Origin of the sequence: Bacillus sp. AFS031507, assembly GCF_002584635.1 — a bacterium.
In the GTDB taxonomy this organism is placed as follows: domain Bacteria; phylum Bacillota; class Bacilli; order Bacillales; family Cytobacillaceae; genus Neobacillus.
The window spans coordinates 1-13,648 of record NZ_NUOW01000028.1; the positions used below are offsets into that span (position 1 = coordinate 1).

The 13,648-nt window shown below is 39.1% G+C and carries 12 protein-coding genes; 5 read left to right on the forward strand and 7 right to left on the reverse strand.

From position 1 onward, the window contains the following. Positions 1-204: 204 nt before the first annotated feature. From gyrA to dnaA, 7 genes are all read right to left on the reverse strand, one after another. Positions 205-2,733: a DNA gyrase subunit A gene (gyrA, locus tag COE25_RS23310; RefSeq protein ID WP_098934339.1), complete on the reverse strand. Its 2,529-nt coding sequence runs from the start codon at positions 2,731-2,733 to the stop codon at positions 205-207. 26 nt (positions 2,734-2,759) lie between these two features. Continuing rightward, entirely contained in the window at positions 2,760-4,685 is a 1,926-nt protein-coding gene (gene gyrB / locus COE25_RS23315) for a DNA topoisomerase (ATP-hydrolyzing) subunit B (RefSeq protein ID WP_373605371.1), read from the reverse strand. 64 nt (positions 4,686-4,749) lie between these two features. Further along, entirely contained in the window at positions 4,750-4,998 is a 249-nt protein-coding gene (remB, locus tag COE25_RS23320) for an extracellular matrix regulator RemB (protein WP_088084890.1), read from the reverse strand. A gap of 8 nt (positions 4,999-5,006) precedes the next feature. Continuing rightward, a complete protein-coding gene (gene recF, locus COE25_RS23325; protein WP_098934340.1) occupies positions 5,007-6,125 on the reverse strand; it encodes a DNA replication/repair protein RecF in 1,119 nt (372 codons plus the stop codon). A gap of 46 nt (positions 6,126-6,171) precedes the next feature. Further along, a complete protein-coding gene (gene yaaA, locus COE25_RS23330) occupies positions 6,172-6,387 on the reverse strand; it encodes a S4 domain-containing protein YaaA (protein WP_098934341.1) in 216 nt (71 codons plus the stop codon). A gap of 124 nt (positions 6,388-6,511) precedes the next feature. Then, positions 6,512-7,648 carry a DNA polymerase III subunit beta gene (gene dnaN / locus COE25_RS23335; RefSeq protein ID WP_088084887.1) on the reverse strand — a complete coding sequence of 379 codons (1,137 nt, stop codon included), beginning with the start codon at positions 7,646-7,648 and terminating at the stop codon, positions 6,512-6,514. A gap of 210 nt (positions 7,649-7,858) precedes the next feature. Further along, positions 7,859-9,205, reverse strand: a complete 1,347-nt coding sequence (gene dnaA, locus COE25_RS23340) for a chromosomal replication initiator protein DnaA (RefSeq protein ID WP_098934342.1) — start codon at positions 9,203-9,205, stop codon at positions 7,859-7,861. Positions 9,206-9,871: 666 nt separating this feature from the next. Between dnaA and rpmH the strand changes: the two genes are divergently transcribed. The 5 genes from rpmH (at position 9,872) to mnmE (ending at position 13,644) form a co-directional block, all read left to right on the forward strand. After that, positions 9,872-10,006, forward strand: a complete 135-nt coding sequence (gene rpmH / locus COE25_RS23345; protein ID WP_035446353.1) for a 50S ribosomal protein L34 — start codon at positions 9,872-9,874, stop codon at positions 10,004-10,006. Positions 10,007-10,056: 50 nt separating this feature from the next. Next, a complete protein-coding gene (gene rnpA, locus COE25_RS23350) occupies positions 10,057-10,398 on the forward strand; it encodes a ribonuclease P protein component (protein WP_088084885.1) in 342 nt (113 codons plus the stop codon). A gap of 163 nt (positions 10,399-10,561) precedes the next feature. Beyond that, positions 10,562-11,338 carry a YidC family membrane integrase SpoIIIJ gene (gene spoIIIJ, locus COE25_RS23355; RefSeq protein WP_088084884.1) on the forward strand — a complete coding sequence of 259 codons (777 nt, stop codon included), beginning with the start codon at positions 10,562-10,564 and terminating at the stop codon, positions 11,336-11,338. After that, positions 11,335-11,961 (forward strand): RNA-binding cell elongation regulator Jag/EloR, encoded by a 627-nt coding sequence (gene jag, locus COE25_RS23360; protein ID WP_098934343.1) that lies wholly within the window; start codon positions 11,335-11,337, stop codon positions 11,959-11,961. Before spoIIIJ ends, jag begins: the two co-directional genes overlap by 4 nt. Positions 11,962-12,258: 297 nt before the next feature. After that, the gene (gene mnmE, locus COE25_RS23365; protein WP_098934344.1) at positions 12,259-13,644 is read left to right on the forward strand and encodes a tRNA uridine-5-carboxymethylaminomethyl(34) synthesis GTPase MnmE; all 1,386 of its coding nucleotides are present in this window, start codon (positions 12,259-12,261) and stop codon (positions 13,642-13,644) included. Positions 13,645-13,648 lie beyond the last annotated feature (4 nt).

Genomic DNA, 13,648 nt, shown 5'->3' on the forward strand with positions numbered 1-13,648 from the left:
TGTTTGTTTAGTTTTCAAAGGACAATTTCTCTATCGCCCGTAAGCGACTTAACTAATATACCATCTGTAAAAATTAAAGTCAACAGTTTTTCTATCTTTTTTACTATGAACAATATAATAACTCTTTCTTACGACTACATCTCTATTTTATAATTCATGGACATAAGAAAAGGAGCACATTTATTGTGTGCCCCCTCTACTTTTTTATTCTACATCCTCGTTTGTTTCAACCTCATGATTTTCTTCAGGAGAGTCTCCTTCAGCTTCATTAGGATTATTTTCAAGGTTTTCTTCATCTTCTTCTTTCTCGACTTTTGCCACAGTGGCAACAAATTCATCTTCGCTTTCCTTCATACTAATGAGCTTTACACCTTGAGTATTACGTCCCATTTTAGAAATACTGCCAACATCCATTCGGATGAGGACACCACCTGTGGTAATAAGCATCAGGTCCTCTTCACCTGTTACCGCACGCATCGAAACAAGGTCGCCATTTTTTTCTGTAACGTGGCAGGTTTTAATCCCTTTACCGCCCCTGCCTTGGATCCGGTATTCTTCCGCTTTGGTACGTTTACCGTAACCATTTTTCGTTACAATTAACACATCATTCGTTTCCTCTAATACTTCCATTCCGACAACTTCATCGTCACTATCGAGTGTTATGCCTTTCACGCCAGTGGCTGTTCGTCCCATTGATCGAACATCCGTTTCCGGGAAACGAATCAGCATACCCTTCTTTGTTCCGATAATCATATGCTTTGTGCCATCAGTTAAGCGGACAGAGATTAGTTCATCCCCTTCACGCAAACTTAGCGCAATTAGGCCGTTGTTACGGATATGTGCAAACGATGTTAACGGAGACCGTTTTGAAATCCCTTCTTTGGTCGTAAAGAATAAGAACCAATCATCTACAAATTCCGCAACGGGAATGATTGCATTGACCCATTCTCCCTTTTCGACACCAAGGAGATTGATAATTGGTATCCCTTTCGCTGTTCGGCTGTATTCAGGGATTTCATATCCTTTAGAACGGTATACCTTCCCTTTATTTGTAAAGAAAAGGATCGTATCATGAGTTGAGGTGGTGATCAAGTGTTCAACAAAGTCATCCTCGTTTGTACCCATTCCTTGGATTCCTCGTCCGCCTCGTCTTTGAGCACGATAGGTGGAAACAGGGAGACGTTTAACATATCCGTTATGGGTTAAAGAAATAACAATATTTTCACGAGGAATTAGATCTTCATCCTCAATATTTTCAATTCCGCCCGTTACGATTTCTGTCCGGCGCTTATCATTAAAACGCTCTTTGATTTCATTCATTTCTTCGCGGATAATTTCAAATACCTTTTCCTCATCCGCTAAAATTGCCTTTAATTCAGCGATTAGCTTCACAAGGTTTTGATATTCTTCTTCAATCTTTTCTCTTTCCAATCCAGTTAAACGCTGCAGGCGCATATCCAGAATGGCCTGAGCTTGCTTTTCAGAAAGATTAAAGGTAGTCATTAAGCCTTCACGAGCGATGTCTGTCGTTTGTGAGCTGCGGATTAAACTAATAACTTCATCAAGATGATCCAAGGCAATTCTTAAACCATCTAAGATGTGGGCGCGTGCTTCCGCTTTACGTAATTCAAACTCGGTCCTTCTACGAATGACTACTACTTGATGATCTAAGTAATGCACTAAGCATTGCTTGAGAGTCAACACCTTTGGATGTCCATTAACTAGAGCTAGGGTGTTAATTCCAAAGCTGGTTTGAAGTGCTGTATGTTTATATAAATTATTTAAAAGGACGTTGGCATTCGCATCTTTACGAACCTCAATAACAATCCGCATTCCTTTACGATCGGATTCATCCCTTAGGTCGGTAATGCCTTCAATTTTTTTATCGCGGGCTAATTCAGCGATTTTTTCAACTAATCTCGCTTTATTTACTTGGTATGGTAATTCATTAACAATGATAACTTCTTTACCATTTGCTTTTTGTTCGATTACTACTTTTGCACGAACTGTTATTGATCCTCTGCCTGTTTCATACGCTTTACGAATACCGCTCCGGCCCAAGATGATTCCACCTGTTGGGAAATCTGGACCTGGGATAATTTCCATAAGCTCCTGCGTCGTAATTTCAGGGTCACGACTAAGCGCTAATACAGCATCAATTACCTCGCCAAGCTGGTGCGGAGGGATATTGGTCGCCATACCAACGGCAATCCCGGTCGACCCATTGACTAAAAGGTTAGGGAACCTGGCCGGTAATACAACAGGCTCTCTTTCTTCGCCATCATAGTTGTCTTGATAATCAATGGTATCTTTGTTTATATCTCTTAATAATTCCATCGAGATTTTAGACATTCTTGATTCTGTATAACGCATTGCTGCCGCTGAGTCACCATCGACAGAACCGAAGTTTCCATGTCCATCTACAAGCATATACCTATAGTTGAAGTCCTGTGCCATCCGAACCATTGTTTCATAAACGGCAGAGTCACCATGCGGGTGATACTTACCGATGACATCCCCAACGATACGGGCTGATTTTTTATATGGTTTATCTGAATGCATACCAAGATCATGCATAGCATATAGAATCCGGCGATGAACTGGTTTCAACCCATCCCGAACATCTGGAAGGGCACGTGAAACGATAACGCTCATCGCATAGTCAAGAAAGGAAGCTTTCATTTCTTTGCTAATATTAATCTCTGTTACTTGAGAATTTGGGGTTTCAGCCATACTTATTTCCTCCTTTCACCTTTTCTTTATATATCTAAATTCTTCACGTATTGAGCATTCGCCTCAATGAAATTACGACGTGGTTCTACTTTTTCACCCATTAACATATCAAAGGTTTCGTCTGCTTCGATCGCATCTTCAAGACTTACCTGCAGCATACTTCTATTTTCAGGATCCATTGTTGTTTCCCATAATTGATCAGGATTCATCTCACCTAAACCTTTATACCGTTGGATATTCGGTTTTGGAGCAGCTGGAAGCATGGCAAATATCCGTTCAAGTTCTTTATCATTATAGGCGTACTCAATTCGTTTGCCTTGTTGAACCTTATAAAGCGGCGGCTGGGCAATATAAATATAACCGGCTTCTAAGATTTTTCTCATAAAACGGTAAAAGAACGTTAAGAGAAGCGTCCGAATATGGGCACCATCCACATCAGCATCGGTCATAATGACAATTTTATGATAACGGGCTTTAGCAATATCAAAATCTTCACCAATTCCTGTTCCAATCGCTGTAATCATCGCCCTAACTTCATTGTTAGAAAGGATTCTATCGAGACGGGCCTTTTCCACATTAAGAATTTTCCCCCGAAGTGGAAGAATCGCTTGGAAATGGCGATCACGACCTTGCTTTGCCGATCCGCCGGCGGAATCACCCTCAACGATATACATTTCACTTTCAGATGGATCCTTCGAAGAACAGTCAGCCAATTTCCCAGGTAAACTAGAAACCTCTAAAGCACTTTTCCGGCGTGTTAATTCCCTAGCTTTCTTTGCAGCAAGCCTTGCACGTGCTGCCATTAAGCCTTTTTCGACAATTTTTCTAGCAACTGATGGATTTTCCAACATGAACTTATCAAAGGTACTTGCAAAAACGGTATCAGTGATCGTTCTCACTTCAGAATTCCCTAATTTAGTCTTTGTTTGTCCTTCAAATTGGGGATCAGGATGTTTAATCGAGACGATCGCCGTGATACCTTCACGAACATCTTCACCAGAAAGATTGGTATCATTCTCCTTGATTAAGCTATTTTTCCGAGCGTAATCATTGATAACCCTTGTTAACGCAGTCTTAAAACCGGATTCATGCGTTCCACCTTCATAGGTGTGGATATTATTTGCGAAAGAGTAAATGTTATCTGTATACCCCTCGTTATATTGGAGTGCGACTTCAACACTAATGCCGTCACGCTCTCCCTCCATGTAAATCGGTTCTTCATGAATCACTTCTTTTGTGCGGTTTAAATGCTCAACATATGATTTAATTCCGCCTTCGTAGTAGTATTCATTGCGTTTATTTTCAACACGCTTATCCTCAATCGTGATCTTTATTCCCCTGTTAAGGAAGGCAAGTTCACGAAGTCTAGTGGCTAGAATGTCATATTCATATACTAATGTTTCTGTAAAAATCTCACCATCTGGTTTAAAGTGCGTAACTGTACCCGTGATATCAGTCGTTCCAATGACCTCTAATTCTTGAACTACCGCGCCGCGCTCAAATTTAATGGAGTAAATATGACCATCCCTGTGTACATATACCTCAAGTTCCGTGGAAAGGGCATTAACTACTGACGCACCAACACCATGCAGTCCTCCGGATACCTTATATCCTCCGCCGCCGAATTTACCGCCGGCGTGCAGCACAGTCATAATGACTTCTACCGCTGGTCTACCCATTTTTTCCTGAATTCCGACTGGGATTCCACGGCCATTATCCTTTACCGTGATGCTGTTGTCTTCTTCAATAATGACATTGATTTCATCACAGAAACCAGCCAGCGCCTCGTCAATACTGTTATCAACAATTTCCCAAACAAGATGATGAAGACCTTTACCACTTGTTGAACCAATGTACATACCGGGTCTTTTTCGAACAGCTTCAAGTCCTTCAAGAACCTGTATCTGATCCGCACCATATGCTTCTTCGACTGCTTTTTGTTCCAAAGTCATGCTTGTTCACCTGCACCTTCTGACAAAAATATATCTATATCGTTAATTAAAAAATAAATAAATATCAAAATTCATGTATATTCATTTGAGTTGATCGTTTCTTTAAAGTTCCTGAAGAAATCGGGGATAAGTAAACATTGTCATATGTAATAATGACTGATTTAAAGGGGTTTTTCGATAGATTGATTACCTTTTCTTTACGTTGACTGATGAACTCCTCTACAAGCGGCGAGTTGTTTGCACTCTCTTTATCCAAGATAGAAATAATATCTCTTGCCCTAATATTAATATCTTCCCCGATATGGATATACATGGTACACCTCAATTAATTTTCTTTATGACACCAGCTTCAACGATAAACGTGGAAGCTTCCCTTAATGTTTGATGGTCAATACCCTCGACACTTGTGGTAGTCACGAAGGTTTGAACTCTTCCTTGGATGGTATTAAGCAAGTGAGACTGCCGATAGTCATCTAATTCCGATAAAACATCATCTAGCAGTAAAATGGGATATTCACCAATTTCAGCAGAAATTAATTCAATTTCTGCAAACTTTACAGATAGTGCTGTGGTACGTTGCTGACCTTGTGATCCAAATGTTTGAACGTCTCTACCGTTTACATAAAAAAGCAGATCATCACGATGGGGACCGAAAAGCGTAGTACCTCGCTCAATTTCCCTAGTTCTAACCTTGCTGAATTTTTCTTCAAAGCATGCTATCATCTTCGACAAATTTTGATCTTCTAATACCTCTACCGACGGTTTATAGGTAATTTCGAGCGTTTCCAAGCCTCTTGAAATCCCTTGATGAATCGGTTTTGCCCAATTCTGAAGTAAGCGCAGGAATTCAAACCTTTTCGCCACAATTTTCACAGCCATCTGGATAAATTGTTCCGTTAATATCTCAAGCATGGTCTGATCGGTCTGTTTTCTGATCTGTAACATTTTCAAAAAATGATTACGCTGCTGGAGAATTTTTTGATATTGACTCATATCATGTAAATAAATGGGCGATACCTGTCCAATTTCCATATCAATAAATCGTCTTCGGACCTGCGGGCTGCCTTTCACTAAGTTAAGGTCCTCAGGAGCAAACATAACCACATTCATATTGCCTACATATTGACTTAATTTTTGCTGCTCAATATGGTTGCATTTTGCTTTTTTGCCCTTTTTAGAAATAATTAATTGCAGCGGCAATGAGCTGTGTTGTTTTTGAACCCTACCCTCTATTTTAGCATACTCTTGGTCCCAGCGAATAAGTTCTTTATCATTGGAGGTCCGGTGCGACTTCGCCATGGCCAAAACATAAATAGATTCCATGACGTTTGTTTTACCTTGGGCGTTTTCACCCAGGATGACATTTACTTTATTTTCAAATTCTACGAACAATTCTTCGTAGTTTCGATAATTTGTTAGCGCTAATTTTTCGATATACATGCAAACGACATCCTTTAGCCTTGCTACTCGGTAATTATTTTGATAATTACTCGGTAATCACAAACTCCCCAAAACCAGCAATTTGGATTTTGTCACCGGTGCGCAGCTTTCTTCCTCTTCTTTGATCTTGTTCGCCATTAATCAATATATCATGTTCACTTAAAAACCATTTTGCCATGCCGCCCGATTGAATTACTTCAGCCAATTTAAGAAATTGACCCAGCGTAATAAATTCAGTATCGATCTTAATTTTTTCAGGCAAATCGTCACCCTCGTTTCTAAAATGGTCTCAATACTTTATTTTACTAAATATTTCACAGAGATACAAAGGAAACTAAAAGAAAGCCACCAATGTGTGGTGGCATATGGGTTTAGGCTCTATAAATTTAGTATGTTCGAACGGGTAATATTAATTGCAAAATCGTTTCATCATGAAGCGGGCGAATGACGAACGGGCGCATGGCTCCAGTAAAGCTTACCCTAACATCTGTTCCTTCAAGCGCCTTTAATGCATCCATCATATATTTGGCACTAAAAGAAATCTTTAATTCTTCACCCTCGATGGCTTCGCTTTGAATTTCCTCGACTACCTTCCCGACCTCAGGAGTATTTGAAGAAATTTCAATAATTCCGCCTTCAATTATCGAAAATTTGACAACATTGTTTCTTCCTTCTCTTGCCAGCAAAGAGGCACGATCAATTGCATGCAAGAATTCCTTTGTATTTACCGTCACATCCGTTTTACTTTCATTCGGAATTAAACGAGAGGTATCCGGATAATTTCCTTCTAACAATCTTGAGAAAAATAATAAGTGCTTCGCTTTAAATAATATTTGATTCTCGGTAATAACAATATCAATTAAGTCATGGCTGTCATCAATAATCTTACTCAACTCATTCAAGCTTTTTCCTGGAATGACCACATTATAATTTTCGTTGTTCGCTATTTCGATCTTTGCCTTTCGAAGCGCGAGCCGGTGACTATCTGTTGCAATACAGTTTAGTTCCCCGTTTTCAACCTTCCAGTTTACACCTGTCAAGATCGGGCGTGTTTCTGAGGAGGACACTGCAAAATGAGTTTGGCGAATCATCGCTTTTAAAAGATCTGTTGCAATATGAAATTTATTATTTTCTTCGATCTGTGGAAGGTGAGGATACTCTTCAGCATCCAGGCCAATCAAGTTAAATTCAGATTTTCCAGAACGAATGACCGTTTGAAGCGAGCCTAAGACTTCAATTTCAACCGAATCAGTCGGGAGCTTTTTGACAATTTCACTAAATACTTTTGCTTGGAGAACGATCGCTCCTGCTTGTTTCAATTCAATAATTTCATCACCAGCATCCTCTTTTGGAATAAAGGATTCAATGGAAATATCGGAATCACTTCCTGTTAGGGTAACACCTTCAGATGTAGCTGTGATTTTAATTCCGGTTAAGATAGGGATTGTTGTTCTTGTAGTAACAGCCTTCATAACGTCTTGAACACTCTGAACTAACCGATCTCTTTGAATGATAAATTTCATCGCATGTATTCCTCCGTTTTAAGCATATTTTTTATAGCTATAACATAATATATTTTTTAAAAAAAAGAGTAGAAGTACTAGTAGGGCCTGTTGATATGTGGATAACTGGATTATTTCAACGGAAACACAGCCTATCCACATGTGGACAGACTGTGTGTAAATGCAAAGAAGTTATTCACATATTTGAAAGGAAAAAACACCAATAACTGCCTAAACTTTTAATAGTTCATGCAGTTCTTTCATTTGCCTTTGCAGCTGGGCATCGGTCTGAAGAAGTTTGGAAATTTTCTCATGAGCATGTATGACAGTCGTATGATCGCGGCCGCCAAATTCTTCTCCTATTTTTGGCAAAGAATAATCGGTTAATTCCCGTGATAGGTACATTGCAATTTGTCTAGGAAAGGCAAGCGACTTTGTCCGCTTTTTTGCCTTAAAGTCCTCGAGTTTTATACTAAAGAGTTCCCCGACTGTCTTCTGAATATCCAGAATGGTTATTACTTTAGGCTTTGAACTTGGAATAATATCTTTTAATGCCTCTGCTGCTAAATTAGCATTAATATCTTTATTGATTAAGGAAGAATAGGCGACCACTCGGATCAGTGCTCCTTCTAGCTCCCGGATGTTTGTATCAATTTGATTGGCGATATAAAGCATTACCTCGTTAGGTATATCTAATCCTTCGGCTCTAGCTTTTTTGCGAAGAATGGCAATTCTCGTTTCCAAATCGGGCGGTGTAATATCTGTAATCAATCCCCATTCAAACCGTGACCTGAGCCGGTCCTCTAACGTTGGAATTTCTCTAGGCGGCCGGTCGCTGGAGATAATAATCTGTTTGCTTTCCTCATGAAGAGCATTGAAGGTATGAAAAAATTCTTCTTGTGTTGATTCTTTTCCAGCTAAAAATTGAATATCATCTATAAGTAAAATATCGACATTTCGATATTTATTGCGGAAACTCTCTGCTTTATTGTCACGAATCGAGTTAATAAATTCATTTGTAAATTTTTCTGATGATAAATAAACCACTTTTGCTGCAGGGTTATGATCTAAGACATAATGGCCAATTGCATGCATTAAGTGCGTTTTTCCTAATCCAACTCCTCCATAAATAAAGAGGGGATTGTATGCTTTGGCTGGTGCTTCGGCAACTGCCAGTGATGCAGCGTGGGCAAAACGGTTGCCTGAGCCTATAACAAACGTATCAAAAGTGTATTTCTGATTTAGAATACCCTGAGGAAATTCCCCATGGTCATCGTCCTTTTTTACCTTTTTTGGTGGCAGCAGGACATCACTTTCTGTCTCGTTTTGATTTTGCGGAATGATAAACTTAACAGAAAGCTCTTCTCCGGTAATTTCATAGAGGATCCCAGAGATTAGCTGCGAATAACGCTCTTCCAGCCAATCACGAGCAAACTCATTGGGAGCAGTGATGATTAGCAAATCGCCTTGAAGGGAATGGGCCTTTGTGGACTTAAGCCAGGTATCAAAGCTTGGTTTGCTTATTTTTTTTTCTATATTGGCTAATGCAGCATGCCAAAGATCCGCAATATTTTCCAAATAATATCCCTCCTTTGTTGTGTTTTTTTTATAAAATAACGTGCTTTTCTTAATTATACCGTCAGTACAACCTATTAATTTATAAATATACGAAATAGTGAATGTGGATAATAAATAATAAGGAAGTAAAATGGAGTTTCGACAATATCCACCTCTTGTGGACAACTTTCTGCAGTACCCTCGGATAAACTATCCACATGATATCCACAAATTGTGGATAACGTATTATTGTGGATAAAGTTATTCAGAGTGAAAACACAAATATGATATCAAATAATTGCTTGATGTGCAATGCCTTTTCGTAGTTTATCCACAACTGTAACAATATGTGCACAGTAATTGTCCACAAGTAGATGTTTTGTGCAAAACCTGTCAATATCTTGTGTAGAATGTGAAAAAAATGTCGAAAATTTATCCACAGGATATTCGGACCTTCCAGGAGAAAGGGCTGGATGAATTATGGGAGTAAAAATAAGAATTCCACTTTCATGGTTCAGATCTATTCTTATAGCTATAGAATTTCTGGAAATTAGCAAATTCATGTTCAATAAAATTTGGAAATGGAAACAATAGTGAAGAGTAGTTGACAATTTTATGGTGAGGTCTTTATAATAAGTAAGACTGTCATTTAAACTTGATAGCTATTCCTCAGGGAGGTGTCATATAATGAAAAGAACATATCAACCAAATAGCCGTAAACACAGTAAAGTTCATGGCTTCCGTAGTCGTATGAGCTCAGCTAATGGCCGTAAGGTTCTAGCTCGTCGTCGTCTAAAGGGAAGAAAAGTATTATCAGCATAGACCACTGCAAAGTCAGTGGTCTTTTTTCTAATCCGACTGAAGGTGTTTTTATGAAAAAAGAGCTGCGTATTAAAAAAAATAAAGAATTTCAAACGGCATTTCAAAAGGGCCAATCATTTGCAAATAGGCAATTTGTCGTCTATTCATTAAAAAAAGAGGGACAAGACTATTTTCGCATTGGCCTGTCGGTGAGTAAGAAGATTGGAAATGCGGTGACAAGGAACAGAATTAAAAGGTATGTAAGACAATCCATTTTTGAACTGAACGAACAGTTAGCACCAGGGAATGATTACGTGATTATTGCCAGGAAACCAGCAGCTGAAATGGATTTTTTTGAGGTGAAAAAAAGTTTAACCCATGTACTTAAAGTTGGGAAGGTTTTGAAAAAGTGACTTTAAGGACAAAATTTGCAAAGGAATTCGTTGAATATTATATCCTATTGAAGACAATTCCTTTGCCTAAGTGATAAAATACCTTTGAAATCATCCAAAATAAATTGTACATAGATTTGATTCTAAACTGTTCATTATCTTTATTGTAAGGAGGAAAATTTGGTTGAAAAAACGAATATTACTAGGTATTGGTTTACTTTCTGTATTTATGTTCCTAACAGGATGCAGTGAAATTAAGAAGCCAATCACATCGGAGAGTTCAGGCTTTTGGAATGAGTACATTGTCTATCCTTTATCCTGGTTGATCAAAGAAGGGGCGCTTATTCTCGGGGGCAGTTTTGGGTTATCGATTATTGTCGTAACTATCCTGATCCGCCTTGCGATTTTGCCGCTAATGATCAAGCAGACAAGAAGTTCAAAAGCGATGCAGGCATTGCAGCCAGAAATGGCCGAACTGAAAAAGAAATACAGTTCTAAAGATCAAAAAACACAGCAAAAGCTGCAACAGGAAACCATGGCACTTTTTTCAAAACATGGTGTAAATCCAATGGCTGGCTGTTTTCCATTAATTGTACAAATGCCAATTTTAATTGGTTTTTACCATGCCATCTCACGAACAAGGGAAATTGCAAACGATAATTTCCTATGGTTTGACCTTGGTGATAAAGATCCTTACTATATTTTGCCGATAGTAGCAGGTATAACCACGTTTATTCAGCAAAAAATTATGATGGCTGGACAAGATCAGAATCCACAAATGGCGATGATGCTTTGGATGATGCCAATCATGATTGTTGTTTTTGCCTTTAGTTTCCCCGCCGCGCTTTCGTTGTACTGGGTAGTAGGAAATATTTTTATGATTGTGCAAACCTATTTTATTAAAGGACCGGATTTGAAAATGGCAAAAGCATCCGGTAATGCGGGAGGAGCAAAAAAGTGAAACAGGTAACTGCTACAGGACAAACTGTCGAAGAAGCAGTAAAATCAGCTTTAGCTCAATTACAAACCAGCAAAGACCGCACAGATATTGACATTATTGATCAAGGGAAAAAAGGGATTTTTGGTATTTTTGGTTCACGTCCAGCTGTTGTAAAAGTAACCGTTATTATTGATCCCATTGAAGAAGCAAAGAAATTTCTTAATCAAGTAAGTGAACAGATGGGAGCGCCCGCAGAAATAGAAATCAAACGCGACGGTAAACATGTTCATTTTATTATGACGGGTGAAAAGATTGCGTTATTGATTGGAAAAAGAGGTCAAACATTAAATTCGCTTCAATATTTGACGCAATTAGTGCTAAATCGTTTTTCGAATCAGTATTTAACCGTGATCTTGGACGCGGAGGATTACCGAAAAAGAAGAAATGAAACGCTGATTCAATTAGCCCATCGTCTCGCCCAAAAGGTGGTTAAGTCAGGAAAAGATGTAACCTTAGAGCCGATGCCTTCCTATGAGCGAAAAGTGATTCATGCTGCTTTATCTGATAATAAACGCGTCAAAACACTTTCTGATGGATCGGAGCCACATCGCTTTATTGTGATTACTCCAGCATCAAAAAGATAAGGATTTAAACTTTAAAACAAAATCACAAAGGCATCCTATTGAATGATAGGGTGTCTTTTTTTGTCGAATTTTTAAAAAATGAGCCTGTTGATAACATTCAATTTTTTCACATTTTTCGTTTTATTGTTATTCACATGTGGATAAGTTAAAATAATAATGAGATAGAAGTGAATTGTGGATTAATTATTTGGAAGAGGGATTACTTTTTCCACAGAAAATGATGTGGTATTCTATTGTTTTGGAGAAAAAATATTTTTTATATAGATGAACCGATTTTTTAAATGTGAGGTGAAGGAAATGGAATCTGATACGATTGCGGCAATATCGACTCCGATGGGCGAGGGTGCGATTGCGATTGTGCGTTTGAGCGGGGATGAAGCATTCCCGATAGCAGACAAGCTATTTAGGAGTATCGGTGGGAAAAGGCTGACTGAAGCAGCAACCCATACGATCCACTATGGACACTTGATAGACCCTAATACGGGGCAAGTGGTTGAAGAGGTTATGGTGTCTGTCATGAAAGGGCCAAAAACTTTTACAAAAGAGGATGTTGTTGAAATAAACTGCCATGGCGGGATTGTTTCTGTGAATAGAGTTCTTCAGCAGGTGTTAACGAATGGAGCGAGACTCGCGGAACCTGGAGAGTTTACAAAGAGGGCATTTTTAAATGGACGGATTGATTTATCCCAAGCGGAAGCGGTAATGGATTTAATCAGGGCAAAAACGGATCGCGCGATGAACGTTGCCTTGGGACAAATGGAAGGGCGCCTGTCGAAATTAATTCGAAGACTACGGCAGGAGATTTTAGAAATCCTTGCCCATGTGGAAGTGAATATAGATTATCCGGAATATGACGATGTCGAAGAAATGACTCATAAGATGTTAGCAGAGAAGGCCCGTTTTGTTCGGGAAGAGATCAAAAAGCTATTGCAAACGTCGGAACAGGGGAAAATTTTACGAGAAGGACTGTCTACTGCGATTGTTGGCCGTCCGAATGTAGGAAAATCCTCGCTATTAAACAGTCTAGTTCATGAAAACAAGGCGATTGTGACAGATATTCCTGGAACCACAAGGGATGTAATTGAAGAATACGTGAATGTTCGCGGTGTCCCATTGCGACTTTTGGACACGGCAGGAATTAGGGAAACAGAGGATATTGTCGAACGAATTGGAGTGGAGCGTTCCCGCCAAGTTTTACAAGACGCGGATTTAATTTTGCTTGTTTTAAATTACGCTGACAAGTTAAGTATGGAAGATGAGCAGCTTTTTGAAGTGGTCAAAGGGATGGATGTTATCGTTATCGTCAATAAAACGGATTTGCCGCAGCAAATTGATCTGGAGAAAGTGAATGAGTTAGCAAAAGTGCATAAGATTGTCACTACTTCACTACTTGAGGACCGTGGCGTCGATGAGTTAGAGGAAGCGATCGCTTCGTTATTTTTTGCAGGCTCGATTGATGCAGGCGATATGACCTATGTTTCAAACAGTCGTCATATTGCACTATTGCACCAAAGCTTAAAGACAATCGAAGAAGCAATTGATGGGGTCGAAATGGGTACCCCTATTGATATTGTTCAAATAGATTTAACAAGAACATGGGAATTACTTGGCGAAATCATTGGCGAGAGTGTCCACGAAAGCCTGATCGACCAGTTATTTTCGCAATTCTGTTTAGGGAAATAGAAAG

Bases quoted from the DNA above. Each gene is read 5' to 3' on its own strand.
- gyrA (WP_098934339.1), bottom strand. From the start codon at position 2,733: ATGGCTGAAACCCCAAATTCTCAAGTAACAGAGATTAATATTAGCAAA.
- gyrB (WP_373605371.1), bottom strand. From the start codon at position 4,685: ATGACTTTGGAACAAAAAGCAGTCGAAGAAGCATATGGTGCGGATCAG.
- remB (WP_088084890.1), bottom strand. From the start codon at position 4,998: ATGTATATCCATATCGGGGAAGATATTAATATTAGGGCAAGAGATATT.
- recF (WP_098934340.1), bottom strand. From the start codon at position 6,125: ATGTATATCGAAAAATTAGCGCTAACAAATTATCGAAACTACGAAGAA.
- dnaN (WP_088084887.1), bottom strand. From the start codon at position 7,648: ATGAAATTTATCATTCAAAGAGATCGGTTAGTTCAGAGTGTTCAAGAC.
- rpmH (WP_035446353.1), top strand. From the start codon at position 9,872: ATGAAAAGAACATATCAACCAAATAGCCGTAAACACAGTAAAGTTCAT.
- rnpA (WP_088084885.1), top strand. From the start codon at position 10,057: ATGAAAAAAGAGCTGCGTATTAAAAAAAATAAAGAATTTCAAACGGCA.
- mnmE (WP_098934344.1), top strand. From the start codon at position 12,259: ATGGAATCTGATACGATTGCGGCAATATCGACTCCGATGGGCGAGGGT.